Annotated in this window: 24 protein-coding genes and 1 riboswitch; of the genes, 18 read left to right on the top strand and 6 right to left on the bottom strand. The window is 63.5% G+C overall.

Going from position 1 to position 23,908, the window contains the following annotated elements; translation table 11 throughout:
- Positions 1-48: 48 nt before the first annotated feature.
- On the bottom strand, positions 49-627 hold the full coding sequence (locus tag L6D80_RS14125; RefSeq protein WP_176512629.1) for a hypothetical protein: 579 nt from the start codon (positions 625-627) through the stop codon (positions 49-51).
- Between the two features lie 154 nt (positions 628-781).
- Positions 782-1,002, top strand: a riboswitch (cobalamin riboswitch).
- 122 nt (positions 1,003-1,124) lie between these two features.
- Between L6D80_RS14125 and cobO the strand changes: the two genes are divergently transcribed.
- From cobO to L6D80_RS14055, 15 genes are all read left to right on the top strand, one after another.
- Entirely contained in the window at positions 1,125-1,736 is a 612-nt protein-coding gene (gene cobO / locus L6D80_RS14120; protein ID WP_054900552.1) for a cob(I)yrinic acid a,c-diamide adenosyltransferase, read from the top strand.
- Positions 1,733-3,028, top strand: coding sequence for a cobyrinic acid a,c-diamide synthase CobB (locus L6D80_RS14115; RefSeq protein ID WP_176512628.1), 1,296 nt, complete (start codon positions 1,733-1,735; stop codon positions 3,026-3,028). The genes cobO and L6D80_RS14115 overlap by 4 nt, the downstream gene beginning before the upstream one ends.
- Positions 3,025-3,675: a 5,6-dimethylbenzimidazole synthase gene (gene bluB, locus L6D80_RS14110; protein ID WP_176512627.1), complete on the top strand. Its 651-nt coding sequence runs from the start codon at positions 3,025-3,027 to the stop codon at positions 3,673-3,675. Before L6D80_RS14115 ends, bluB begins: the two co-directional genes overlap by 4 nt.
- Positions 3,672-4,580, top strand: coding sequence for an adenosylcobinamide-phosphate synthase CbiB (gene cbiB / locus L6D80_RS14105; protein ID WP_054900549.1), 909 nt, complete (start codon positions 3,672-3,674; stop codon positions 4,578-4,580). Before bluB ends, cbiB begins: the two co-directional genes overlap by 4 nt.
- Entirely contained in the window at positions 4,573-5,565 is a 993-nt protein-coding gene (gene cobD / locus L6D80_RS14100) for a threonine-phosphate decarboxylase CobD (protein WP_176512626.1), read from the top strand. Before cbiB ends, cobD begins: the two co-directional genes overlap by 8 nt.
- The gene (locus tag L6D80_RS14095; protein WP_054900547.1) at positions 5,562-7,016 is read left to right on the top strand and encodes a cobyric acid synthase; all 1,455 of its coding nucleotides are present in this window, start codon (positions 5,562-5,564) and stop codon (positions 7,014-7,016) included. The genes cobD and L6D80_RS14095 overlap by 4 nt, the downstream gene beginning before the upstream one ends.
- A gap of 1 nt (position 7,017) precedes the next feature.
- Positions 7,018-7,539, top strand: a complete 522-nt coding sequence (gene cobU / locus L6D80_RS14090; protein WP_054900546.1) for a bifunctional adenosylcobinamide kinase/adenosylcobinamide-phosphate guanylyltransferase — start codon at positions 7,018-7,020, stop codon at positions 7,537-7,539.
- Positions 7,536-8,591: a nicotinate-nucleotide--dimethylbenzimidazole phosphoribosyltransferase gene (gene cobT / locus L6D80_RS14085; protein ID WP_054900545.1), complete on the top strand. Its 1,056-nt coding sequence runs from the start codon at positions 7,536-7,538 to the stop codon at positions 8,589-8,591. Before cobU ends, cobT begins: the two co-directional genes overlap by 4 nt.
- On the top strand, positions 8,588-9,154 hold the full coding sequence (locus L6D80_RS14080) for a histidine phosphatase family protein (RefSeq protein ID WP_054900544.1): 567 nt from the start codon (positions 8,588-8,590) through the stop codon (positions 9,152-9,154). Before cobT ends, L6D80_RS14080 begins: the two co-directional genes overlap by 4 nt.
- Positions 9,155-9,889 (top strand): adenosylcobinamide-GDP ribazoletransferase, encoded by a 735-nt coding sequence (locus L6D80_RS14075; protein WP_176512625.1) that lies wholly within the window; start codon positions 9,155-9,157, stop codon positions 9,887-9,889.
- Between the two features lie 99 nt (positions 9,890-9,988).
- Positions 9,989-11,167 (top strand): glycoside hydrolase family 5 protein, encoded by a 1,179-nt coding sequence (locus tag L6D80_RS14070; RefSeq protein ID WP_176512624.1) that lies wholly within the window; start codon positions 9,989-9,991, stop codon positions 11,165-11,167.
- Between the two features lie 42 nt (positions 11,168-11,209).
- The gene (locus L6D80_RS14065; RefSeq protein ID WP_054900541.1) at positions 11,210-11,614 is read left to right on the top strand and encodes a MarR family winged helix-turn-helix transcriptional regulator; all 405 of its coding nucleotides are present in this window, start codon (positions 11,210-11,212) and stop codon (positions 11,612-11,614) included.
- 63 nt (positions 11,615-11,677) lie between these two features.
- Positions 11,678-12,880: an MFS transporter gene (locus L6D80_RS14060; RefSeq protein ID WP_220462565.1), complete on the top strand. Its 1,203-nt coding sequence runs from the start codon at positions 11,678-11,680 to the stop codon at positions 12,878-12,880.
- A complete protein-coding gene (locus L6D80_RS30095) occupies positions 12,877-12,999 on the top strand; it encodes a hypothetical protein (protein ID WP_259367988.1) in 123 nt (40 codons plus the stop codon). Before L6D80_RS14060 ends, L6D80_RS30095 begins: the two co-directional genes overlap by 4 nt.
- A 46-nt stretch (positions 13,000-13,045) precedes the next feature.
- On the top strand, positions 13,046-13,597 hold the full coding sequence (locus L6D80_RS14055) for a glutathione peroxidase (protein WP_054900539.1): 552 nt from the start codon (positions 13,046-13,048) through the stop codon (positions 13,595-13,597).
- 177 nt (positions 13,598-13,774) lie between these two features.
- On the opposite strand, the gene L6D80_RS14050 is transcribed toward L6D80_RS14055, so the two are convergent.
- Complete coding sequence (locus L6D80_RS14050; RefSeq protein ID WP_054900538.1) at positions 13,775-14,035, bottom strand: DUF2798 domain-containing protein; 261 nt, start codon at positions 14,033-14,035, stop codon at positions 13,775-13,777.
- Between the two features lie 114 nt (positions 14,036-14,149).
- Between L6D80_RS14050 and L6D80_RS14045 the strand changes: the two genes are divergently transcribed.
- Complete coding sequence (locus tag L6D80_RS14045; protein ID WP_176512623.1) at positions 14,150-15,079, top strand: LysR family transcriptional regulator; 930 nt, start codon at positions 14,150-14,152, stop codon at positions 15,077-15,079.
- A 41-nt stretch (positions 15,080-15,120) separates the two neighbouring features.
- On the opposite strand, the gene L6D80_RS14040 is transcribed toward L6D80_RS14045, so the two are convergent.
- The 3 genes from L6D80_RS14040 to L6D80_RS14030 all read right to left on the bottom strand — a co-directional run bounded on the left by L6D80_RS14040 (position 15,121) and on the right by L6D80_RS14030 (position 17,488).
- Positions 15,121-16,386, bottom strand: coding sequence for an OmpP1/FadL family transporter (locus L6D80_RS14040; RefSeq protein WP_054900536.1), 1,266 nt, complete (start codon positions 16,384-16,386; stop codon positions 15,121-15,123).
- 146 nt (positions 16,387-16,532) lie between these two features.
- The gene (locus L6D80_RS14035) at positions 16,533-17,015 is read right to left on the bottom strand and encodes a hypothetical protein (RefSeq protein WP_054900535.1); all 483 of its coding nucleotides are present in this window, start codon (positions 17,013-17,015) and stop codon (positions 16,533-16,535) included.
- Between the two features lie 248 nt (positions 17,016-17,263).
- On the bottom strand, positions 17,264-17,488 hold the full coding sequence (locus L6D80_RS14030; protein WP_054900534.1) for a hypothetical protein: 225 nt from the start codon (positions 17,486-17,488) through the stop codon (positions 17,264-17,266).
- A gap of 953 nt (positions 17,489-18,441) precedes the next feature.
- Between L6D80_RS14030 and L6D80_RS14025 the strand changes: the two genes are divergently transcribed.
- Together L6D80_RS14025 and L6D80_RS14020 are read left to right on the top strand one after the other, a co-directional pair.
- Positions 18,442-18,861 carry a tetratricopeptide repeat protein gene (locus tag L6D80_RS14025; protein WP_054900533.1) on the top strand — a complete coding sequence of 140 codons (420 nt, stop codon included), beginning with the start codon at positions 18,442-18,444 and terminating at the stop codon, positions 18,859-18,861.
- Positions 18,862-19,056: 195 nt separating this feature from the next.
- A complete protein-coding gene (locus tag L6D80_RS14020; protein ID WP_176512647.1) occupies positions 19,057-20,430 on the top strand; it encodes a DNA recombination protein RmuC in 1,374 nt (457 codons plus the stop codon).
- Here the strand turns inward: L6D80_RS14020 and L6D80_RS14015 are convergent.
- Positions 20,402-23,878, bottom strand: a complete 3,477-nt coding sequence (locus L6D80_RS14015; RefSeq protein ID WP_054900531.1) for a hybrid sensor histidine kinase/response regulator — start codon at positions 23,876-23,878, stop codon at positions 20,402-20,404. The two genes, L6D80_RS14020 and L6D80_RS14015, sit on opposite strands and share 29 nt — an antisense overlap.
- Positions 23,879-23,908 lie beyond the last annotated feature (30 nt).

Below are 23,908 nucleotides of genomic sequence, written 5' to 3'. Positions count from 1 at the left end.
CTCAAACGTTACGCTTTAATGATCAGAGCGTGGTTTGACGGCGGTGGTTCAGGCCTGCTTGAGCAGCAGTGCCACCCCGGGGAAATAGTGTCCCAATTCGTTGTGCAGCTTGCGGTACGCGTAGGGGAAGTACCAGGCAATGGCGCAGGCGGAGTGCTTCTGTAAGTCATCGACCCAGTCCTGCAGTTCTTCTGGGCTGGCATGCTGGCCAGCCTTCCATGGGCTGACGAACAGCGCGCCGGCTTTCAGCTGGCTGGAGTAGGCCACCTGGCGTGCCTGAGCGGCGGTTTCTAGCAGGGCGGTGGCCGCGTCCAGTCGGGCAAGCTTTGGCCAGCGCTGGCCGATGCTCAGGTAAAGTGCCTCGTCGGCGCTGACGATTGCCAGGTCGCAACGCCCTTCGCGCTCGCCCTCGTCCCGTTGTTTCTTGCTTGGAAACTGCTGCAGCGCCGCCAGTTCGGCCTGCCACGCTGCCGCTGCGAGCACGCCAGCGTTGGCGGCGGCGCCATGCCAGTAAGCGGCGTCGGCATCACCGGCGTACTGGTTGAAGCGGTCGATGCAATCGACCCAGCGCTCCAGTACCGGTCTGAGGAACTCCAGGCGCGGGTTGTTGATGAGTTGGCCTTGCATGCTGCGCTCTCCTTTATCGTTATGATCGCGTTCAGCGCTACGGTGATAGCCATGTGATATCACTTGCTGTCAGTGTGGCACAAGCTGACGGATCGGCCATTGATACGGGCTAATTCGGCCCTGTTCGATTGACGCTCCCGGTGCAACCCTCTAACCTTCGCGGCGTGTTTCAGGTGCCCTGCCAGCCCCGTCTGGGCAGGGTGAAACTGGGAAGCCGGTGGGCGCCACAAGGTGCGATCCCGGCGCTGCCCCCGCAACGGTAGGTGAGTCGAAGGCCGCGCAGGGCCACTGGGTGCACGCACCCGGGAAGGCGCGCAGGCTTGGGCCAAAGGCCCGCTCACGAGCCCGGAGACCGGCCTGTCACTGCCAACGGCATCACGGAGGGTGATGCGCGGTGCACCGTGGCATCCCGGCCACGGCCCCTGCGCGTTCCCCGTCTGCCTGTCTATCGACCTGTCGCCGCTTCTTCGCGTGGCGTCAGCCTGCGGAGAACCTTCATGAGCGAACCCACCGAACGCGACGAACGCCACCTGGCGCGCATGCAGCGCAAGAAGGCGATCATCGACGAGCGTATCGCCAATTCCCCTAACGAATGCGGGCTGCTGCTGGTCCTGACCGGCAACGGCAAAGGCAAAAGCAGTTCGGCGTTCGGCATGCTGGCCCGCGCCTTGGGCCACGGCATGCAGTGCGGCGTGGTGCAGTTCATCAAGGGGCGCAACAGTACCGGCGAAGAGCTGTTCTTCCGCCGCTTCCCCGAACAGGTGCGTTACCACGTGATGGGCGAGGGCTTCACCTGGGAAACCCAGGACCGCCAGCGTGACATCGCCGCCGCCGAAGCGGCCTGGGTGGTTTCGCGGCAGTTGCTGCAAGACCCAAGCGTACAGTTCGTGGTGCTCGATGAGTTGAACATTGCGCTGAAGCACGGCTACCTCGACCTCGATCAGGTACTTTCGGATATCCAGGCGCGTCCGCCCATGCAGCATGTCATCGTCACGGGGCGTGCGGCCAAGGCCGAAATGATCGAACTGGCGGATACTGTCACCGAGATGGGCATGCTCAAGCATGCCTTTCAGGCGGGCATCCGCGCGCAGAAGGGCGTCGAACTGTGAGCCACGCGCGACATTGTCCGGCCGTACTGATTGCCGCGCCGGCTTCCGGCCAGGGCAAGACCACCGTTACCGCGGCCCTGGCACGTCTGCACCGCAACCTGGGGCGCAAGGTACGGGTGTTCAAGTGCGGGCCGGACTTTCTCGACCCAATGATCCTGGAGCGGGCGAGTGGGGCGCCGGTTTATCAACTCGACCTGTGGATGATTGGCGCGCAGGAAAGCCGTCGCCTGTTGTGGGAAGCGGCGGGCGAGGCCGATCTGATCCTCATCGAGGGGGTGATGGGTTTGTTCGACGGCACGCCCTCGAGCGCTGATCTGGCCCGCCACTTCGGCGTGCCGGTGCTGGCAGTGATCGATGGCACCGCCATGGCCCAGACGTTCGGCGCGTTGGCCCTGGGGCTGGCGCGCTACCAGCCTGACCTGCCGTTCGCCGGTGTACTGGCCAACCGGGTGGGTAGCCTGCGCCATGCGCAACTGCTTGAGGGTAGCCTGACCGAAGGCTTGCGCTGGTATGGCGGGCTGTCGCGCGAGCGTGGGATCGAGCTGCCCAGCCGCCACCTGGGGCTGGTACAGGCCAGTGAGCTGAACGACCTGGATGCACGCCTGGATGCCGCCGCGCAGGCGCTGGGGGACAGTTGCGACGCAGCTTTGCCACCCCCTGTGGCCTTCGCCGAAGCCGAGCCGCAGCCGTGTGCCACGCCGCTGGCCGGGGTGCGCATTGGCGTGGCGAAGGATGAGGCGTTTGCCTTCACCTACGGCGCCAACCTTGACCTGCTGCGCAACCTGGGCGCGCAACTGGCATTCTTCTCACCGTTGCACGACCGTGAGCTGCCAGCAGTGGATAGCCTGTACCTGCCCGGCGGTTACCCTGAACTGCACCACCACGCACTGGCGGCCAATACGCCGATGTGCCAGGCGATCCGCGCCCACCACGGCGCAGGCAAACCTCTGCTGGCCGAATGTGGCGGCATGTTGTACCTGCTCGATGCCCTGACCGACGTTGCCGGTGAGCGTGCCGAGCTGCTCGGCCTGCTGCCGGGCGAAGCCGTTATGCAGAAGCGCCTGGCGGCCCTTGCACTGCAAGCGGTGGAGCTACCGGAGGGCACCCTGCGCGGGCACACCTACCATCATTCGCTGACCAGCACCGCCCTCGAACCCATCGCCCGCGGCCTGAGCCCCAATGGTGGGCGTGGCAACGAAGCGGTGTACCGCCGGGGTCGCCTGACAGCCTCGTATGTGCATTTTTATTTCCCTTCCAACCCTGATGCGGCGGCGGCGTTGTTGCGACCATGAGCGAACATGCCTTCAGTGACGCCGAGCGCGCCGCCGTCTACCGAGCCATTGGTGAACGCCGTGACATGCGCCACTTCGCCGGTGGTGCCGTTGCCCCTGACCTGCTGGGCCGCCTGCTCGGCGCAGCCCATCAGGCCCCCAGCGTTGGCCTGATGCAGCCCTGGCGTTTCATTCGCATTACCCAGCGCGACCTGCGCGGGCGCATTCAGGCATTGGTCGAGCAGGAGCGCGTACGCACGGCACACGCCCTGGGCGAGCGCAGCGATGCGTTCATGACGCTCAAGGTCGAAGGCATCAACGACTGTGCCGAACTGTTGGTGGCGGCGCTGATGGACAACCGCGAGCCACACATTTTTGGCCGCCGGACCCTGCCGGAAATGGACCTTGCCTCGCTGGCCTGCGCCATACAAAACCTGTGGCTGGCGGCCCGTGCCGAAGGGTTGGGTCTGGGCTGGGTGTCCCTGTTCGATCCGCAGGCGCTGGCCGAGCTGCTGGGTATGCCTGCGGGGGCCAAACCGGTGGCGATACTGTGCCTGGGGCCTGTGACTGCATTCTATCCAGCACCGATGCTGGTCATGGAACACTGGGCCGAGGAACGGCCATTGAGCGACCTGCTCTATGAAAACCACTGGGGAGAGCACCCATGAGCGTGGCGTTGCTGACCGTGGCCGGGGTGGCCTTGGATGCGTTGTTCGGTGAGCCGCAACGGCGCCATCCCTTGGTGGCCTTTGGCAACCTGGCGTCGAGCCTGGAGCGGCGCTTGAACGCGGGCGGGCGCGGCTGGCGCAGCCACGGCGTCAGCGCGTGGTTCCTGGCCGTGGTGCCCCTGACCTTGCTGGCGCTGATTCTGTCCTGGCTGCCCTACATTGGTTGGCTGGTGGACGTGCTGGCGCTGTATTGCGCCGTGGGTTTGCGCAGCCTGGGTGAACACGTGGTGCCGGTTGCCAGCGCCCTGCGCCAGGGCGACCTGGAGGAGGCGCGCCGCCGCGTCGGCTTTCTGGTCAGCCGTGAAACCCGCGAGCTGGATGAGCCTGCCGTGGCCAGGGCTGCGACTGAGTCGGTACTGGAGAACGGCAGCGATGCAGTGTTCGCCGCGTTATTCTGGTTCATCGTGGCGGGGGCGCCCGGCGTGGTGCTGTATCGCCTGAGCAATACGTTGGATGCCATGTGGGGCTACCGCAACGAACGCTTCGAGCGTTTCGGCTGGTGCGCGGCGCGCATCGACGATGTGCTCAACTATATTCCCGCCAGGCTGGTGGCGCTGACCTATGCGCTGCTGGGCAAGACTCGCCTGGCGCTGGCCTGCTGGCGCAAGCAGGGGCCCTTGTGGGACAGCCCCAACGCCGGGCCGGTGATGGCGGCAGGCGCTGGAGCGCTGGGGGTCGAGCTCGGCGGGCCGGCGGTATACCACGGTGAACTGCATGAGCGCCCTCGCCTGGGGGAGGGCCCCATGGCTGATGCCGATGCCATCGAGCGTGGCTGGAGCCTGGTGCAGCGCAGCGTGTGGCTGTGGCTGCTCGTGATCTGCCTGGGAGCGTACCTCAATGCTTGAACACGGAGGCCGTTTGCTGCGCGCTGTCCAACGGTACGGGATTGCCCGTGAAGCCTGGCTCGACCTGTCCAGCGGCATCGCGCCGTGGCCCTTCCCGATTCCACCGATCCCCGTGGACGCCTGGGCTCGCTTGCCAGAGGTGGAAGATGGCCTCGAAGACGCGGCGCGCCGCTATTACGGGGCCCGCCAACTGCTCCCGGTCGCCGGTTCCCAGGCGGCGATTCAGGCATTGCCGCTGTTGCGCCCGAGCAGCCGCGTAGGCGTGATGTCGCCTTGTTATGCCGAGCATCCACATGCCTGGCGGCGGGCAGGGCACACCCTGGTCGAGCTGGATGAAACCCAAATCGAAGCCTGCCTCGACGAGCTCGACGTGCTGGTGCTGGTCAACCCGAACAACCCCACCGGTTGCCGCATCTCTCGTGAACGCCTGCTCGCCTGGCATGCTCGCCTGGCTGCGCGTGGCGGCTGGCTGTTGGTGGACGAAGCATTCATGGACAACACCCCCGAGTACAGCGTGGTCGACTGCGCTGAGCGGCCGGGCCTGATCGTGCTGCGCTCGTTCGGCAAATTCTTTGGCCTGGCCGGTGTGCGCCTGGGTTGTGTTGTTGCTGAGCTGCCCTTGCTGCATCGGTTGGCCGATGCTCTTGGACCCTGGACAGTCAGTGGCCCCACCCGGGTGCTGGCTCAGCGCTGTTTCGCCGATCGGGCCGCACACCAGGCCCAGATAAGCCGATGCGCGCAGGCCAGCCAGCGGCTGGCCACGTTGTTGCAGCGCGCAGGCCTGGCCCCCAGCGGCGGTTGCGACCTGTTCCAGTACGTGCGCAGCGAGCATGCCGCGGCGTTGCATGCGTTTCTCGCCCGTCGCGGCATCCTGGTGCGCTTGTTCGAGCAGCCACTTGCCGTCCGCCTGGGCCTGCCCGCGTGCTCGGCGGATGAGCAGCGCCTGGCCCAGGCGCTGCTCGCTTATCAGAAGGAAATGGCATGACCACCCTCATGGTGCAAGGCACCACCTCCGATGCTGGCAAGAGCACGCTGGTCACTGCCCTGTGCCGCTGGCTGCTGCGCCAGGGCGTTGCCGTGGTGCCGTTCAAGCCGCAGAACATGGCACTCAACAGCGCCGTGACGGCCGACGGCGGTGAGATCGGCCGGGCCCAGGCGGTGCAGGCCCAGGCCTGTCGGCTGGCCCCGCACACCGACATGAACCCGGTACTGCTCAAGCCCAACAGCGACACCGGCGCTCAAGTGATCATCCATGGCCGGGCGGTCACCAGCATGAACGCGGTGGCCTATCACGACTACAAGGCTATCGCCATGCAGGCGGTGCTGGCCTCCCACCAGCGCCTCAGTGATGCCTACCCCGTGGTGATGGTAGAAGGCGCTGGCTCCCCGGCGGAGATCAACCTGCGCGCCGGCGACATCGCCAACATGGGATTTGCCGAGGCGGTCGACTGCCCGGTAATCCTGGTCGCCGACATCAACCGCGGTGGGGTTTTTGCCCACCTGGTCGGCACCCTTGAGTTGTTGTCGCCAAGTGAGCAGGCGCGGGTGAAAGGGTTTGTCATCAACCGTTTCCGTGGCGACATCGCGCTGCTGCAGCCGGGCTTGGACTGGCTGGAGCAGCGCACCGGCAAACCGGTTCTGGGTGTGTTGCCCTATGTCAGCGACCTGCACCTGGAGGCCGAGGACGGTATCGATATGCGTCAGGGCACCAAGGATGAGCGCGTGCTCAAGGTGATCGTCCCGGTGCTGCCGCGCATCAGCAACCACACCGATTTCGATCCGCTGCGCCTGCACCCACAGGTAGACCTGCAGTTCATCGGCCCAGGGCAACCGATTCCGGCCGCCGACCTGATCATCCTGCCCGGCTCCAAAAGCGTGCGTGGCGACCTGGCACAACTGCGCGAGCGCGGGTGGGACAAGGCCATCGCGCGGCACCTGCGCTATGGCGGCAAGCTGATCGGGATCTGCGGTGGCCTGCAGATGCTTGGCCTTGAGGTGCACGACCCGCTTGGTCTGGAAGGGCCTGCCGGATCAAGCCCAGGGCTTGGCCTGTTTGACTATGCCACCGTGCTCGAGGCCGAAAAGCAACTGCGCAACGTGGCCGGTACGTTGAGCCTTGAGCAATCGCCAGTGGCCGGTTATGAAATCCATGCCGGCGTCACCACAGGCCCTGCCTTGGCGCACCCTGCCGTGCAGTTGGCCGGTGGCCGTGCCGATGGGGCCATCAGTGCTGACGGGCAAGTGCTCGCCACGTACCTGCATGGCCTGTTCGAAGGCAGCCAGTCGTGCGCTGCGCTGTTACGCTGGGCGGGCCTTGAACAGGTGCAGACGGTCGATTACCAAGCCCTGCGTGAGCGGGACATAGAACGCCTCGCGGACCTGGTGGACAAGCACCTGGACACCGCGCACCTGCGGCAATTGTGTGGAGTCGCCTGACATGCGCAACCTTATCCTTGGCGGTGCCCGCTCCGGCAAGAGCCGCCTGGCCGAACAGTTGGCGATCGACAGCGGCCTGCCCGTGACCTATATCGCCACCAGCGAGCCGCTCGATGGTGAAATGAACGAGCGTGTGCGCCTGCACCGCGCGCGTCGGCCGGCTGACTGGGGGCTGATCGAAGAGCCACTGGCGCTGGCCGCCGTGTTGCGCGCCCAGGCCGCCGAAGGGCGCTGCCTGCTGGTGGACTGCCTGACCCTGTGGCTTACCAACCTGCTGATGCTTGAAAACGACCAGCGCCTGGCCCAGGAGCGCGATGCTGTGCTCGAATGCCTGACGCACTTGCCCGGTACGGTGATCCTGGTCAGTAACGAAACCGGCCTGGGCGTCGTCCCCATGGGCGAGTTGACACGGCGCTATGTCGACCAGGCCGGCAGCTTGCACCAGGCCGTTGCCGGGCGCTGCGAGCGCGTGGTACTGACCGTGGCCGGCCTGCCTCTTATGCTTAAAGGACCCGCACTATGAATCAACCCTGGTGGCGTGACGCCTGCCAACCCCTCGATAACGCTGCCATGGACCTGGCCCAGGCCCGTCAGCAGCAGCTGACGAAACCTGCCGGGTCGCTTGGCCAGCTGGAAGGCCTGGCGGTGCAACTGGCCGGCCTGCAGGGCTGTGCACGGCCGACCCTGGAGCATGTCGCCATCGCACTGTTCGCGGGTGACCACGGGGTGGTGCAGGAGGGCATTTCGGCCTACCCGCAAGCGGTCACCGGGCAAATGCTGCGTAATTTCGTCGGCGGCGGTGCAGCAATCAGCGTGCTGGCGCGTCAACTGCAAGCCAGCCTCGAGGTGGTTGACCTGGGTACTGTCGATCCGCACCTGGAACTGCCGGGTGTGCACCACGTGCGGCTTGGAGCGGGCACTGCCAATTTCGCGCACCAGCCAGCGATGACTGAGGCGCAATTGCACGCGGCCCTGCAGGCGGGCCGGGACAGTGCTCGGCGCGCTGCCGATAGCGGTGCGCAGTTGTTCATCGGTGGCGAAATGGGGATTGGTAACACTACGGCCGCCGCGGCCCTTGCCAGCACACTGCTGGCGTGTCCGGCCACTGAACTGAGCGGCCCAGGCACTGGCCTGGACCCTGCCGGTGTGCGTCACAAGGCTGAAGTCATCGAGCGCGCCCTGGTGCTGCATGGCCTGCGTGCCGATGAGCCGCTGCACGCACTGGCCTGCGTTGGCGGCTTTGAGATCGCAGCCCTGGCAGGTGCCTACCTGGCGTGCGCCCAGCAAGGCATCGCGGTGCTGGTGGATGGTTTCATCTGCAGCGTTGCCGCTTTGGTGGCGGTACGTATCAACCCGCAGTGCCGCGCTTGGCTGCTGTTCGCCCACCAGGGCGCCGAGCCAGGGCACAAGGCCTTGCTCGCTGCCCTGGATGCCGAACCGCTGTTGGCTCTGGGCCTGCGTCTGGGCGAGGGCAGTGGTGCGGCCCTGGCGGTGCCGCTGTTACGCCTGGCCTGCGCCCTGCATGGCCAGATGGCGACGTTTGCCGAAGCGGCGGTGGCGGATCGGCCGGCATGATCCTCGACCTGCTGCGCCACGGTGAAACCGAGTACGGCGGCGGCCTGCGTGGCAGCCTCGACGATGCCTTGACCGAAAAAGGCTGGGCGCAGATGCGAGAGGCCGTGGCCGCCGGTGGGCCTTGGCAGGTGCTGGTCAGCTCGCCGCTGCAGCGTTGCGCACGGTTTGCCGACGAACTGGGGGCGCGCCTGGGCCTGCCGGTGCAGCGGGAGGCCGACCTGCAAGAGCTGCATTTTGGCGATTGGGAAGGGCGCAGCGCTCTGCAGCTCATGCAAACCCATGCGGATGAGTTGGGGCGTTTCTGGGCCGACCCCTATGGTTATACGCCGCCTGCAGGCGAGCCGGTTAGCGCATTCGCCGACCGCGTCCTCGCGGGCATCGAGCGCCTGGGGCAGCAACATGCGGGCAAGCGCGTGTTGCTGGTCACCCACGGTGGCGTCATGCGTCTGCTGCTGGCACGAGCCCGTGGCTTGCCTCGGGCGCACCTGTTGCAGGTTGAGGTTGGCCATGGTGCGTTGGTGCGATTGGATGTGAACGGCGACCTGCTGCAGGAGGTGTGCTGAGTGCTGGCGTTCTGGATTGCCTTGCAGTTTCTCAGCAGCCTGCCGGTGCGTTTGCCAGGCATGCCCGCGCCTCGTGAAATGGGTCGCTCGCTGCTTTTCTACCCGCTGGTAGGCCTGCTTTTCGGCCTGCTGTTGTGGCTGGCGAGCCACCTGCTGCAAGGGACGCCAGCGCCTCTGCACGCGGCGCTGTTATTGACGCTGTGGGTGCTGCTCAGTGGCGCGTTGCACCTGGATGGCTTGGCCGATAGCGCCGATGCCTGGCTGGGTGGGTTCGGCGACCGCGAACGCACATTGACGATCATGAAGGATCCGCGCAGCGGGCCGATTGCCGTGGTGACCCTGGTACTGGTGTTGCTGCTGAAGTTCTGTGCGTTGTGGGTATTGGTCGAGCGCGGTGCGGGCGCGCTGCTGGTGCTGGCGCCAGTGTTGGGGCGAACGGCGGTGCTTGGATTGTTCCTCGGCACGCCCTACGTGCGCAAAGGCGGCCTGGGGCAGGCTTTGGCCGAGCACCTGCCGCGCCCTGCGGCAACCTGGGTGTTGTTGGCCAGCCTGCTGGTGTGCCTGGTGCTTGGCGGGCTGGGGGCGGCCTGGGCAATGCTGGCGGCGCTCGGGGTGTTCTGCTGGTTGCGGCGGTTGATGTGCCAACGCCTGGGCGGCACTACCGGGGACACGGCCGGTGCGCTGTTGGAGTTGCTCGAGCTCACGGTACTGCTGGGGCTGGCGCTCACCCGTTGAGTTGACCGCGTACAGTCATTTTCAGCAATGCATTGGTGCCCATTTCCCTGACCCTGCGGGGTTATCCTCGGCTGTCTGTTCGATTGGCCGGGAGGCCGCATGCATCACTGGATTCTTGCCAGTCTGCTGGCGATGTTGTCGCCTCTGGCCAGCGCCGCAGACCTCATCGACTTCTGGAACACCCCCCGCCATGGTGGCAACAGCTTCAACCGTCTGCCGCCCGACCAGACCTACTTCGAGGCCTTGCGCGCCTATGGCGCCACCTGGGTACGGCTGTCCTACGATAAATGGCAGCCCGCGCAGCGTGACGTTCTGCTGGGCGATGCCGACCACTACCAGGGCCTGCCCGCCGCGGACCTGAAACGCTTGCGCGACACCCTTGACCGTGCTCATCAGGCCGGGCTCAAGGTGGTCATCGCACCGCTGTCATTGCCGGGCATGCGATGGTCGCAGAACAACCAGGGCCAGTTCGACGACCGTTTGTGGCAGGACAAACGCTTCTGGTCACAGGCGGCCACGTTCTGGCGCGACCTGGCCCGTGAACTGAAGGATCACCCGGCCGTCGCCGCCTATAACCTGATCAACGAACCGGCCCCGGAGAAGCATGGCGGCCTCGCCGAGCATGCCCCTGCACAGCAGATGCAGCGCTGGTACGGGCAGGCCAGGGGCAGTGCGCGAGACTTGCCAGCGCTGTATGGCCAACTGCTGGCGGCTATTCGCGAGGTGGACACACATACCCCCATCATGGTGGATGCTGGCTGGTATGCCGGCGCCGATGCGTTCAGCTACTGGCCCGAACCGCTGCAGGATGAGCGCGTGCTCTACAGCGTGCACATGTACGAGCCCTATGCCGCCACCAGCGCGCCTAACTTGTCGCGTAAGCGGCCTTTCGCCTATCCAGGCCCGGTGCCGTTCGCGGGCGCACGCCAATACTGGGACGGTGAGCGTGTCGAACAGTACCTCGCTCAAGCCTTGGGGTGGGTGGATGCGATGAAGGTGCCGCGTTCACGGCTGGTTGTCGGCGAATTTGGCTGCATGCGGCGCCTGCCAGGCTGTCGGCAATACCTGGAAGACGTGCTCACGGTGCTGGAGCGTAATCAGCTGCACTGGGCGTTTTATAGCTTTCGTGAAGACAGTTGGGATGGCATGGATTACGAACTGGGCGTGGCAAAGGTGCCATGGCGCTATTGGCAGGCCATCGAACAGGGTACCCCGGACAGCCTCCCGCGGCGCGCCACGGAGGTGTTCGAGCCTATCCGCCGGCGGTTGGCGCCGTGAAACTGCTTGCAACGTCCAGGTTGCGGGTATATACACGTACCCATGTTGACCAGTGAATGTATCTGCACCCATCTGCGTCGTGCCGCGCGCGGAGTAAGCCGACATTACGACGAGGCCCTTGCCGGTTTCGGTATCAATGTCGCCCAGTTTTCCCTGCTGCGCCACCTGCAGCGGCTTGACCGACCCAGTATCACCACCCTGGCCGAGGCCATGGGCCTGGAGCGCAGTACCTTGGGGCGCAACCTGCGGGTCCTGGAGGCGGAGGGCTTGGTGGCCTTGACTGACGGTGACGACCAGCGCAACCGTGTGGTGCTGCTGACCGAGGCAGGCGCAGCGCGCCTGCGGGTCGCCTACCCGGCGTGGGAGGTTGCGCAGCAGAGGTTGGTGGAGCACCTGGGTGAAGGGCCGCGCGATGAACTGGTGCGTTTGCTGGAACGGCTGGCCTGATCGACTACGACCAAACGCGGGTATATACCCGCATAACCTTGCGATGTGCTGGAGATAACAACAATGACTTCGGTGTGGCGAACCAGCGGTTGGGTGCTTGTGGGGGCAGCGTTGATCTTGGCGTTGTCGCTTGGCGTGCGGCATGGGTTCGGGCTGTTCCTGGCGCCGATGAGCGCCGATTTTGGTTGGGGGCGCGAGGTGTTTGCCTTCGCCATTGCGCTGCAGAACCTCATCTGGGGGCTGGCTCAGCCGTTTGCCGGTGCGCTGGCCGATCGCCTCGGCGCAGCACGGGTCGTCATCATCGGTGGCATTCTCTATACCGCAGGCCTGTTGCTGATGAGCACCGCTGATTCGGCCTGGTCCCTGTCACTCAGTGCCGGCTTGCTGATTGGTATTGGCCTCTCCGGCACCTCGTTCTCGGTGATTCTGGGCGTGGTCGGCCGCGCTGTCCCGGCGGAGAAACGCAGCATGGCCATGGGCATTGCCAGCGCTGCCGGTTCGTTCGGTCAGTTCGCCATGTTGCCGGGTACCCTTGGCCTGATCGAATGGCTGGGCTGGTCGGCTGCCTTGCTGGTGCTGGGCCTGTTGGTGGCCCTGATCGTGCCCTTCGTCGGGATGCTGCGCGACCGCCCACTGCCCAGCCATGGTGTGGAGCAGACGCTGGGGCAGGCGCTTCGCGAGGCGTGCTCGCATTCCGGGTTCTGGCTGCTGGCCCTGGGCTTTTTCGTCTGCGGTTTTCAGGTGGTGTTCATCGGCGTGCACCTGCCGGCCTATCTGGTCGATCAGCATCTGGCGGCCACCACCGGCACCACCGTGCTGGCGCTGGTCGGGCTGTTCAACATTGTGGGTACCTATACCGCGGGCTGGCTCGGCGGGCGCATGTCCAAGCCGCGCCTGCTCACCTGGCTCTACCTGCTACGCGCAGTGGTGATCGTACTGTTCCTGTGGGCGCCGGTGACCGAATTCAGCGCCTATCTGTTTGGTATCGCCATGGGCTTGTTGTGGCTTTCTACTGTGCCGTTGACCAACGGCACGGTGGCTACCCTGTTTGGTGTACGTAACCTGTCCATGCTTGGTGGGATCGTTTTCCTGTTCCACCAATTAGGCGCGTTTCTGGGGGGCTGGTTGGGCGGTGTGGTGTATGACCGCACGGGCAACTACGACCTGGTATGGCAGATTTCGATCCTGCTCAGCTTGCTGGCTGCAGCGCTCAACTGGCCCGTGAGCGAGCGCCCGGTCGCTCGGCTGCAGGCCAAGGCGGCATGAACCGCTACTGGGCCTGTGGCTTGCTGGCTGTCGCTGGCGTGCTGTTGCTGGCGCTGGTGTGGTGGGGCTGGCATCGGGGTGGCATGGCGTTGATGCAACTGGGCATGGGCGTTTGTTAAGCGCTACCCTGCAAGTTCTTGGACTGTCTTGCAGGAGTACCCAACGATGCGTGCACATTGGTTGACAATGCCGTTGCTGGCTTTGGTGGCGGCGGGTTCTGCCTGGGCGGGAGATTGCCCGGCGTTGTTGCAGGGGAGCCTGCCGGAATTGCGGGGCAAGGGGCAGGTCGACTTGTGCCAGCGTTTTGTCGGCAAACCGTTGGTAGTGGTCAATACGGCCAGCTATTGCGGCTTTGCTCCGCAGTTCGAGGGGCTGGAGGCCACTTACAAGGCTTATCACGGGAAGGGCCTGGAGATGCTGGGTGTGCCTTCCAACGATTTCAAGCAGGAAGATGCGGACAGCGAGAAGACTGCCAAGGTGTGTTACGCCAATTACGGTGTGACCTTCACCATGACCAAGGCCCAGGCGGTGCGTGGCAAGGATGCGATTCCACTGTTTGTGGAGCTGGCCAAGCAGAGCAGTGCGCCGAAGTGGAATTTCTACAAGTATGTGGTGGACCGCAAGGGTAAGGTGATTGCCAATTTTTCCAGCCTGACCAAGCCTGATGATCCTGCGTTCAGGGCGGCAATTGACAAGGCGATTGCCTCGCAACCTTGAAGGCCGGCTCCCGCGCTTGGGGTTCTCTTGCTCCGGTCTTGTGCCTGGAAGTACCGCGCTGACCGGGCCCTCCTGGGCCGCAGCGCTTGGCCTACATCCATGGCGTCACCTCCCTGAGCAAGACCTGCGTTCGGTCTCCTGAAGCAGAAGCAACGGCACAAGCCAGAGCAACTTGGGTCAATGTGGGTGCACCGTCAGCGCAACCAAACGCACGACCAACGGCCTGACCATCAGCACACAGACAAATGCCACTGGCATTGCCAACTGGTAGGCCTTGAGCACATTGCTCAGGTACTGTGGGTTCACTCCCGCGTTGGCGGCGGTGATGACGAAGCACATCAACAGCGCCATGATGGATGACATGTAGAACGCGAATACGTAAGGGGTTGCACCTGGGCGCAATTTGCGCAGGCTGCGCGGCTGGGGCAGGTTGCTCATGCGATTTCCTTGATGGGGTTGGAGCCGCAGGTTAGCAATGCAACAGGTAACAACTGTAGACCGGTAATACTGAGTTCTTTATAAAGAGATTCTTACGAATAAAAGCGTTCCCCCATGGATCTCCTCAACGCTATCCGCTGTTTCATCAAGGTCGTGGAAGCTGGCAGCATCGCCGCTGGCGCACGCAACCTTGGCCTCACCCCCGCAGCGGTCAGCCAGAACCTCGCACGCCTCGAAGGGCACCTGCAGGTACGCCTGATCAGCCGCACCACCCGCAGCATGGTGTTGACCCCAGCCGGCGCGCTCTACTATGACCGCGTCAGGCACATCGAGCGCGATCTGGCCCTGGCCGAGCAGGCTGTCACCACCCCTGACAGCGAACCCCAGGGGCGACTGTGCATTGCCTCTACCTCAGCGTTCGGGCGCCATGTCCTGGCGCCGCTGATCCCGGCATTCAGCGCCCGCTACCCGCTGCTTTCGATAGAGTTGATAACGACTGATCGACGTGTCAACCATGCCCGTGAGGATGTCGATGTCAGCCTGCGCATCACCCCGCAGTTGGAGGATCACCTGCTGGCACGGCACATCGCTCGCATACCGTTCATCTGCTGTGCCTCGCCTGGCTACCTGGCAAACGCTGGGTTGCCCACCACGCCCCAAGCATTGCGTGAGCATCGGTGCCTGGTGTTTCGCTACCCCGTGGATGGCCGCTTCCTGCGTTGGGGGTTCATGCGCGACGGGCTGCGTTTTGAAGCGGAATTCGGCACCGTGCTGATCAGTGACGACATCGATGCCCTGACCCAGATGGCGCTCAACGACGGTGGCATCACCCGGCTCGCCGAGTTCATTGTCCGGCCGCATCTAGCCAGCGGTGCGCTGGTGCCGCTGTTTGAATACAGCGACCACGGTCAGGCCTATGCCCAGACCGAGCCGATGGATATCTACCTGTGCCTGGCTGACCGTTTCGCCATGACCGCCAAGGTGCGCGTGTTCATGGACTACCTGCGCGATGCGCTGGGCGACAACTGGCAGGTTCAGGCGTAAAAAAACCGCCACGAGGGCGGTTTTCCATGCAGCGGTACGAATCAGAAGCGGTAGGTGAGGGAAGCACCGATACCGTGAGCGCTGTTCTCGTACTTGGCCTGGTAGCGACCCTTGGTAGGGCTGGCCAGGTTGACCTTGGTGTCCTCTTCCCACAGGTAGGAGTAGGCCACGTCGATGGTCATGTCGTCGTTCGGGCTCCAACCGGCACCAAAACTGACTGCCTTGCGATCACCCGTAGGGATGCGCGGCGAACGGTCGTGGTTGTTGGTTGGCGACTGGTCGACGGAGAAGCCGGTACGCAGTACCCATTCCTTGTTCACCTTGTACGATGCGCCAATGGCGTGCGCCCAGGTGTCGTGCCAGTTCTGCTCCTCGGTAATGGTGCCGAACTGAGCAGCCAGCGGTGCGGGTACTTCGTTGTTGACGGTGATGTCTTTCAGGCGGCTCCAGCGCGTCCAGGTGCTACCTGCGTACAGGGTCCACTGGTCGTCCAGTTCGTGGGTGACCGAGAAGTCGACCGACTCTGGAGTCTTGATCTTCAGCGTGGCATCGAACTTGCTGCCGCTGAACGGGCCGATCAAGGCGTTGTTGACCTTGGTGTCGCCCTCGAGCTTGTAGTCGACCATCGAATGGTAGGTCAGGCCGACGCGGGTGCGGTCGGTGGCTTGCACCAGGATACCGACGTTGTAGCCGACAGCGGTATCGTCACCTTTGATCTTCACTTCGCCGTCATTGAAGCCGGGCGAGCGCGGGTTGAGGGTGTTGGAACCCAGCTCACCCTTGATGCGGTTGATGGTCGGACCGAAGCCAATCGAAACCTTGTCGTTGAAGGCATAGCTGACAGTAGGCTGGAAAGTGATGACCTCGACGTGGCTCTTTTTGCCCCAGTAGCGTGCGGCGTCACCGCTGCCGTAGTCGGTTACCAGGCCGAACGGCACGTAAACGCCGAAGCCGACGCTCCAGTGATCGTCGATCGGTTTGACGTAGTAACCCATTGGTACGCCAACCACAGGCACCATGTCACCATCGGTTTCCCCTGGCAGTGGGCTGCTGCCCGCACCCGAAATGTCCGTTTTGGCGATGACGGCTGCGCCGCCCACGGTGACTTGCTGGCGCTTCAGGCGAGACATACCGGCAGGGTTGCCATACACCGTGCTGGCATCATCGGCAGCGGAAGAACGACCCGCGAAACCTGTCCCCATGCCGCTGACGCTTTGTTCGTTGAGGGCAAAGCCGGCAGCGAACAATTGACTGGAAGCGAGAGCAACGGCTACGCCGAGGGAGGTTTTGAGCATTGCTTTTTTCATTATTAGAAACTCCTTGGGATCTCCGGGGCGAAAAGCTACCAACAAATCACGCGCCGCGCTATAGCCTCAATCACTGGAGATAGAGCGGTTTTGTAGGACAATCCGACTAAAATTCCATTTTTTCCGGTAATGATGTAGGACGCTTCCTAAGATGCTTGAGGTAATTTCTGATCAACGCAGTGATGCCAGGCCTGGGTGAAGTCCCGCAGGCGGCCTTGGGGATGGAAAATCTGCCGCCAGATGCGCGCTTGCCCCAGCAGATCGTCCGCGGCAGGCAAGCGCGTGGCCTGCTCTTCGATGAGCATCCAGGCAATGGCGGTGGAGTAGCGCAGGTTTACCGTGAGTTCCAGGTGCGGGCCGCCAAGAAAGGCGTGCTGGCTTGCCAGGCCGCGCACGAGGCTGGCCAGCTCCGGGTCGCGGGCGAGAAAGTCGTCCCACACCGCCTGGTGCCGGTTTTCACCGATGCGGTAGAGGCCGTGGCCACGGCGGTCATGCAAGGCTGAACCAAGCGCCGACTGGCTGGCCGCGATGCCCAACAGCAGGGCTTCGGCACTGGCGCAATGACGATTCAGGTAGACCAGGGTCGGTCGGATCACATACTGACACAATTCATTCGCCGCAATACCCATGATGCCCTCGAGCAGTAAGGGGCCGACGGGCGCTGGAGCTTGGCAGCTGGTGAATGTTCAGGCCCGCCGGAAGCGGTTAGGACCGCTCGAGTTGAAGTGTAGTGTGATAATCGTGGTGTAAAGAGCTGTTTTTAAATCGATTGCTGCCTGACGTAGGGCGCTATATGCCCTGAGGCAATTACGCCAAGAACGTTCAGGCAGGGTACTGTCGATAGAATTCAGCCACTGAATGCCACGGTATTCGCCGCTCACGCAGTGAGCGATTGGCGCGTGCGATCAATGACTGCCTGCAGCGGCCCAGAGCGGCTGTACTGTTCAGGGTACAGGCGTTCGGTGTGGCAGGCGACGCCGTGCTCGTCCACCAGCGTGAAGCTGAAGTTGCCCTTGCGTGGGGCAGTGATAAGGCACTTCAACGGCGAGAAGGCCTGGGAGAGGGTGCCAATGGCAGCCTGAATTTGATGATGAGTTTGCATATTGTTGGATGTTCCTGCTTTAAACACGGTGGATATGATCCGTGCATGATAGAAACGTTCCAGTGACGCCTTTATTAAGGGACGAACGAACCTGACTGGAACAGGGCAGCCAGAGGGGGCGCAATCAAATGTGGGCGCTTGGGCTGACTGGTAGGTACTTCAGAGGGCAGGCAGCATGCCGGGGCCAAGGTTCTAGGCCGTCGGAATGGAATCCTGATCAATCTGTCACGTGATTCGTGCTTGGGCAGCGCAAGGCTGGCGAGTGAATCATCGAAAGGGCCGGTCCTGGTTTCAGCAGTGATGCTCTTGGGGGGAGCTGTTCTGCAAGGACGCTTCTGGCCAGAATTGACTTTCAGCTTGGTACTAACGAGGCGCACCTTACCGGAACCTGGCGGGCTTTGCAAGCTTTGCCATGTTTCTTCAGGCGAGCCGCGCAGTATGGCGCGTCTTTCACGTTGTGGGAAGGGGGGTGAATAACCCGCATTTGGTCGAATGTCCCGATTTCGTGCATTCAAATGCGGGTTTCTGGTGCACTTGTTCACATTTGAGGCGCGACTTGTAACAGCCTTGCAACAGGCCCGCCAACGCTCGCCAATGCCTTGACTGATACCTTAAGTCAATGAAAAAAAACACTAATTTTAGCTGGTGAAAAAATCGTCAGTTTGACTGGAAGCCTTAATTCATAGGGGTTTGCGGGGTCATTAAGGGGGTTGTCCACCGAGTTATCCACAGGAACTGTGGATTGTCCAAAGCACTTGCTCTAGCACGGGCGTGCCAGCAAATTACAGAACTGTCCGACAATCATCCGGCAGTTGACGACTGCCTGGTCACTGACTTGGAAACGTCAAGAAAAGATCAGTGAAATTTTTTTTCCATCCTCCGGAAATGGATGGGCCATGGGCCAAAAAAAGGAGTAGAGTGGCGCGCCTTTCGAGCTGCCTTCCCTGTTTGTCATGAAGCTTCGCGGTAAACCCCTCGCCAGCCCTGCTGTTTCGTCGTCAGCCCCTGCGTCCAAACGCTTTTCTTTGAAAGTGGCCCTCTGGTTGCTCGACAGCCCGCGCCTGGGTGACAAACCGCAGGTCAAGCATTTGGCGGGGCGTCTGCTCAAGCAACCGGCCCGCCAGGGCGTGGTGGTGGCCCAGAGCCGGCTGGGGCAGATGCTGTGCCGGGATTGTGGCAATGCCCGTGATCGGCGTATCGGCCATGATTTGCTACGCCAGGCGGCCCGCGCGGGCGATCGGCGGGCGCAACTGGAGTATGCGCGGCTGTGTCAGGCCGCTGAGCCGGAGCAGGCGCGTTACTGGCTTGAGCTGGCAGCGGGGCAGGGCTCGCAGGAAGCTCTGCGGCTGCTCCGGCAGTGGTTTCCAGGCTGAAGAGCGCTGAGTCTGTGCAGGCGTGCGCTCAACCAGGCTGATAAGCTGCACTCACTTCGCAACCGTTCGATTGGGGTAAGCATGGCAGTGGATCTGACCAGCATTCTGTTGGGCTTGGTGGCAGGCGCCTTGCCTGGCCTGGGATGGGTCATGTACCTACAGCGCCGCGAAAGTGCCCGGCAAGGCGAGCACGCCTTGCTCGAAGAGCGCCTGAACAGCGCGCTGCTGGCTCAGGCCAGCTTGCAGGCGCAATTGGACGCCAGCCGTGATGAGGTCAGCGACCTCAGCGAAGCCAACAGCGTCAAACAGGCCCAACTGGCTGCGCAGGGCCGCGAGCTGGAGTTGTTGCAGATTGATCGTGACAATGCCCGCGATGCCGCCCACGCCTGGCACCTCGAGCGGGCCAACCGTGAAGCCGAGCTGCGTCGGCTGGAGGCGCAGGCTGCACGCCTGGAAGCCGAGCTGCGCGAACAGCAGGAAAGCCATCAGCAGCGTCTGGAAGACCTGCAGCAAGCCCGCGATACCCTGCGTGCGCAGTTCGCCGACCTGGCCACGAAAATCTTCGATGAGCGCGAGCAACGCTTCGCCCAGACCAGCCAGCAGCACCTGGGCCAGTTGCTCGACCCGCTCAAGGAACGGATCCAGGCCTTCGAGAAACGCGTGGAAGAAAGCTACCAGCAGGAAGCCCGTGAGCGTTTCTCCCTGGGCAAGGAACTGGAGCGCTTGCAACAGCTCAACCTGCGCCTGTCCGATGAAGCTACCAACCTTACTCAGGCACTCAAGGGCCAGAAGACCCAAGGCAACTGGGGCGAGTTGATCCTCGAGCGCGTGCTGGAGCATGCCGGCCTGGAGAAGGGCCGCGAGTACCAGACCCAGGTCAGCCTCAAGAGCGCCGAAGGTGAGCGCTATCAGCCCGATGTCCTGATCATGCTGCCTGGCGACAAGCAGGTAGTGGTCGATGCCAAGGTCAGCCTTACGGCCTATCAGCAGTTCGTCAGCAGTAACGATGAAGGCGCGCTCAAACAGCACGTACAGTCGCTGCGCAGCCATGTCAAAGGTTTGTCCAGCAAGGACTACAGCCGTCTCGAAGGCTTGCACAGCCTGGATTTCGTGTTGCTGTTCGTGCCCATTGAAGCGGCCTTCTCGGCTGCCCTGCAGGCTGAGCCCAACCTGTTTCAGGAGGCATTCGACCGGCAGATCGTGATCGTCAGCCCAACCACCTTGCTGGCTACCCTACGGGTCATCGACAGCCTGTGGAAGCAGGAACGCCAAGGCCAGAATGCCCGTGAGATCGCCGAGCGTGCGGGCTGGCTGTACGACAAGTTCGTGCTGTTCATTCAGGACCTGGATGAACTGGGCAACCGCTTGCAGCAGGTCGACAAAGCCTATGCTGCTGCGCGCAACAAGCTCTGCGAAGGGCGCGGCAACCTGATCAGCCGCAGCGAACAGCTCAAACTGCTCGGTGCCCGTGCCAGCAAGAGCCTGCCGGCCGACTTGCTGGAGCGGGCATTGTCCGGCGAAGCGCTGCCGGACGAGGCGGTTACTGCACCAGGCTCAGATGGCGATTGAGCAGGGCGCGCAAGGCCGCCGGCTTGACCGGCTTGGCCAGGTAGTCCAGGCCTGCGGCATGCACCGTGGCAAGGGTTTCCTTGCTGCCGTCGGCACTGATCACTACACCGGGGACCGGTTCGCCCAGGCGGGCTCGTAGCCAGCCCATCAGGCCCGTACCGGTATCGCCGTCATCCAGGTGGTAGTCCACCAGTGCGAGGTGCGGGCGCATGCCCTTGGCCAGCAGTGCCTCGCATTCGGCGCGGTTGCGCGCAGTCCATACCTGGCAGCCCCAACGGCTGAGCAGGCTGTTCATGCCGATCAGAATGCTGTCTTCATTGTCGACGCACAGCACGTGAAGGCCGGCCAGCGGCTGGCTCGCCTGCTCCACAGGTGCGCTCGGTGCTGCCACAGCTTGGCGGGCGATCGGCACGTTGACCCGGAACACGGTGCCTTTGCCGGGCCATGAGCGCACTTCCAGCTTATGGCCAAGCACTCGGCACAGGCCGTCGGCAATCGCCAGACCCAGCCCCAGGCCTTTCTCGGCGCGGGTCTGGTGGCTGTCCAGGCGCTTGAATTCCTGGAAGATCACCTGCAGCTTGTCGTCGGCAATGCCCGGGCCACGGTCCCACACTTCCAGCCACAGGTGCTCGCCCTGGCGGCGTACACCCAGCAGGATAGGACTCTTGCCGTAACGCAGGGCGTTGGTGAGGAAGTTCTGCAATACCCGGCGCAGCAGTTTCATGTCGCTGTCGACCCGCAGGCGGCTGCCACGCAGGCGGAATTCCAAGCCCTTCTCGGCGGCCAGCAGCTTGAACTCCGCCCCCAGCGTGTCGAACAGGTCGTTGAGTGCGAACGGCTTGGCATCTGGGGTGATCTTGCCGTTTTCCAGGCGCGAGATGTCCAGCAGGTCGCTGATCAGTTCTTCGGCCGAGCGCAGCGAGCTGTCCATGTGCTGAACCAGCTGCTGGGCTTCTTCGTTCATGCCTTCGGCCTGCTGCGACAAGGCGGCGGAGAACAGCCGGGCGGCATTGAGCGGTTGCATCAGGTCGTGGCTGACCGCTGCCAGGAAGCGCGTTTTGGACTTGCTCACCGCTTCGGCCTGGCTCTTGGCCTCCGACAGCGCCTGGTTGAGCTGGGACAGTTCATGGGTGCGTTCGGCTACCCGCTGCTCCAGGCCTTCGTTGGCATCACGCAAGGCCTGCTCGGCTTCGCGGAACGGGGTGATGTCGGTGAAGCTCATCACAAAGCCACCACCGGGCATCGGGTTGCCGATCAGCTCGATCACCCGGCCGTTGGGGAACAGCCGTTCGGAGGAGTGTGCACGCCCTTGGCGCATCCAGTGCAGGCGCCGCGCCACATGGACCTGCGCTTCGCCTGGGCCGCACAGGCCGCGTTCGGCGTTGTAGCGAATGATGTCGGCGATCGGCCTGCCAACGCTGATCAGCCCGTCGGGGTAGTTGAACAGTTCCAGGTAGCGGCGGTTCCAGGCCACCAGGTGCAGGTTCTGGTCGACCACGCTGATGCCCTGGTTGATGTTCTCGATGGCACCTTGCAGCAAGGCGCGGTTGAACTGCAGCACCTCGCTGGCTTCATCGGCGATGCGCACCACGTCCTCAAGCTGCATGTCCCGGCCTTCGATGGCCGCCTTGACGACAGCGCGGGTCGAGGAGCTGCCGAGCACGCCAGCGAGCAGGCGCTCGGTGTGCTCGATCCAGTCGCCGTCGGCGTTCTGGTTGGGATTGAAGCCTTTGCCCTGGCGATAGGCAAAGCGGATGAAGCTTTGCCGTGCACGCTCTTCACCGACAAAACGCGAGGCGAGGGTCAGCAGGTCGTCGATCTGCACGGCCAGCAACGGTTTGCTGCTGGGGCGAGCGCTGGTCTGCTGGCCGATGAAGCGCCCGGCCTGCCAGTGTTCCGACACGCGGGTACGTGAAAGCATCGAAACCCAGGCGAACAACGTGAAGTTGCCGGCCAGTGACAGCACGACGCCCTGGGTAAGAGGCGTGATCGGCAGGTTCAGCGGGTTGCCGTGCAGCCACGCCAGGCCCGGGAACAGTTGCAGTGACCAGCCCAGGCTATGGGCGGTAATGGGCAGCACCAGGGTGTAGAACCACAGGAAGATGCCCGCTGCCAGGCCTGCGAACACGCCGCGGCGGTTGGCCTGCTTCCAGTACAACGCGCCCAGCATGGCCGGGGTCAGTTGGGTCACGGCCGCGAAGGCGATCTGGCCGATGGTGGCCAGGCTTGCCGTGGAGCCGAGCAGGCGATAGCTGACATAGGCCAGCAGCAGGATGACCACGATGGTCACCCGGCGCACCGAGAGCATCCAGTGCCGGAAGGCTTCAAAAGGCCGTTCGGCATTGTTGCGGCGCAGCAACCAGGGCAGCAGCATGTCGTTGGAGACCATGGTCGACAGCGCCACCGCCTCGACGATGACCATGCCGGTAGCGGCCGAGGCGCCGCCGATGAAGGCCAGCAGCGCCAGGCTCGGGTGCGCTTCGGCCAATGGCAGGCTGATCACGAACGAGTCGGAAATCACCGTGCCGGGCAACAGCATCTGCCCGGCCAGGGCGATCGGCACCACGAACAGCGCCGCCAGTGCCAGGTACATCGGGAACACCCAGCGTGCCAGGCGCATGTCCTGGGGCTCGATGTTCTCCACCACGGTCACGTGGAACTGCCGCGGCAGGCAGATGATCGCCATCATTGCCACGGCGGTCTGCACCACCATCGACGGCCAGTTGATGGTTTCCTGCCAATAGCTGTCCAGTTGCACCGACTGGCGTGCTTGGGTGAACAGGTCGTCGAAGCCGTCGTACAGGTTGAAGACCACGAACACGCCCACGGCCAGGAAGGCCAGCAGCTTGATCAGCGATTCGAAGGCAATGGCCAGGACCATGCCGCGGTGGTGCTCGGTGACATCCAGGCTGCGCGTACCGAAAACGATGGCGAACAATGCCAGCACCAGCGACACCACCAGGGCAGTGTCCTGCACGCGAGTGCCGGTGGCATCGGCATTGGCCCCGATCAGCAGGTTGACGCCAAGCACGATGCCTTTGAGCTGCAAGGCGATATAGGGCAGCACGCCGACCAGGCAGATCAGCGCAACGACCACCGCCAGGGTTTGCGACTTGCCGTAGCGTGCGGCGATGAAGTCGGCGATCGAGGTGATGTTCTGCTGTTTGCTGATCAGCACCATTTTCTGCAGCACCCAGGGTGCGAAGATCAGCAGCAGGATCGGCCCCAGGTAGATGGGAAGGAAAGCCCAGAGCTGTTCGGCGGCTTGGCCGACCGCGCCGAAGAAGGTCCAGCTGGTGCAGTACACGGCCAATGACAGGCTGTACACCCAGGCACGCAGCCGCGGCGGCAACGGTGTGCTGCGGCGGTCGCCGTAGAAGGCGATGGCGAACATGATGGCCATATAGGCCAGGGCGACCACGGCGATCAGCCCGCTGGACAACGACATGAAAACTCCGGAGCAAAAAAGATAACGCGG

Origin of the sequence: Pseudomonas ceruminis (assembly GCF_021602025.1) — a bacterium.
Lineage (GTDB): Bacteria > Pseudomonadota > Gammaproteobacteria > Pseudomonadales > Pseudomonadaceae > Aquipseudomonas > Aquipseudomonas ceruminis.
This window is presented reverse-complemented; position numbering and strand designations above follow the sequence as displayed.

Coding starts and splice junctions, on each gene's coding strand:
- L6D80_RS14080 (WP_054900544.1), top strand. CDS start 8,588: ATGATCCTCGACCTGCTGCGCCACGGTGAAACCGAGTACGGCGGCGGC.
- L6D80_RS14065 (WP_054900541.1), top strand. CDS start 11,210: ATGTTGACCAGTGAATGTATCTGCACCCATCTGCGTCGTGCCGCGCGC.
- cobD (WP_176512626.1), top strand. CDS start 4,573: ATGCTTGAACACGGAGGCCGTTTGCTGCGCGCTGTCCAACGGTACGGG.
- L6D80_RS14050 (WP_054900538.1), bottom strand. CDS start 14,035: ATGAGCAACCTGCCCCAGCCGCGCAGCCTGCGCAAATTGCGCCCAGGT.
- L6D80_RS14070 (WP_176512624.1), top strand. CDS start 9,989: ATGCATCACTGGATTCTTGCCAGTCTGCTGGCGATGTTGTCGCCTCTG.
- L6D80_RS14045 (WP_176512623.1), top strand. CDS start 14,150: ATGGATCTCCTCAACGCTATCCGCTGTTTCATCAAGGTCGTGGAAGCT.
- L6D80_RS14040 (WP_054900536.1), bottom strand. CDS start 16,386: ATGAAAAAAGCAATGCTCAAAACCTCCCTCGGCGTAGCCGTTGCTCTC.
- cobO (WP_054900552.1), top strand. CDS start 1,125: ATGAGCGAACCCACCGAACGCGACGAACGCCACCTGGCGCGCATGCAG.
- cobT (WP_054900545.1), top strand. CDS start 7,536: ATGAATCAACCCTGGTGGCGTGACGCCTGCCAACCCCTCGATAACGCT.
- L6D80_RS14035 (WP_054900535.1), bottom strand. CDS start 17,015: ATGGGTATTGCGGCGAATGAATTGTGTCAGTATGTGATCCGACCGACC.
- L6D80_RS14060 (WP_220462565.1), top strand. CDS start 11,678: ATGACTTCGGTGTGGCGAACCAGCGGTTGGGTGCTTGTGGGGGCAGCG.
- L6D80_RS14125 (WP_176512629.1), bottom strand. CDS start 627: ATGCAAGGCCAACTCATCAACAACCCGCGCCTGGAGTTCCTCAGACCG.
- L6D80_RS30095 (WP_259367988.1), top strand. CDS start 12,877: ATGAACCGCTACTGGGCCTGTGGCTTGCTGGCTGTCGCTGGCGTGCTG.
- cobU (WP_054900546.1), top strand. CDS start 7,018: ATGCGCAACCTTATCCTTGGCGGTGCCCGCTCCGGCAAGAGCCGCCTG.
- L6D80_RS14015 (WP_054900531.1), bottom strand. CDS start 23,878: ATGTCGTTGTCCAGCGGGCTGATCGCCGTGGTCGCCCTGGCCTATATG.
- cbiB (WP_054900549.1), top strand. CDS start 3,672: ATGAGCGTGGCGTTGCTGACCGTGGCCGGGGTGGCCTTGGATGCGTTG.
- L6D80_RS14055 (WP_054900539.1), top strand. CDS start 13,046: ATGCGTGCACATTGGTTGACAATGCCGTTGCTGGCTTTGGTGGCGGCG.
- bluB (WP_176512627.1), top strand. CDS start 3,025: ATGAGCGAACATGCCTTCAGTGACGCCGAGCGCGCCGCCGTCTACCGA.
- L6D80_RS14095 (WP_054900547.1), top strand. CDS start 5,562: ATGACCACCCTCATGGTGCAAGGCACCACCTCCGATGCTGGCAAGAGC.
- L6D80_RS14025 (WP_054900533.1), top strand. CDS start 18,442: ATGAAGCTTCGCGGTAAACCCCTCGCCAGCCCTGCTGTTTCGTCGTCA.
- L6D80_RS14030 (WP_054900534.1), bottom strand. CDS start 17,488: ATGCAAACTCATCATCAAATTCAGGCTGCCATTGGCACCCTCTCCCAG.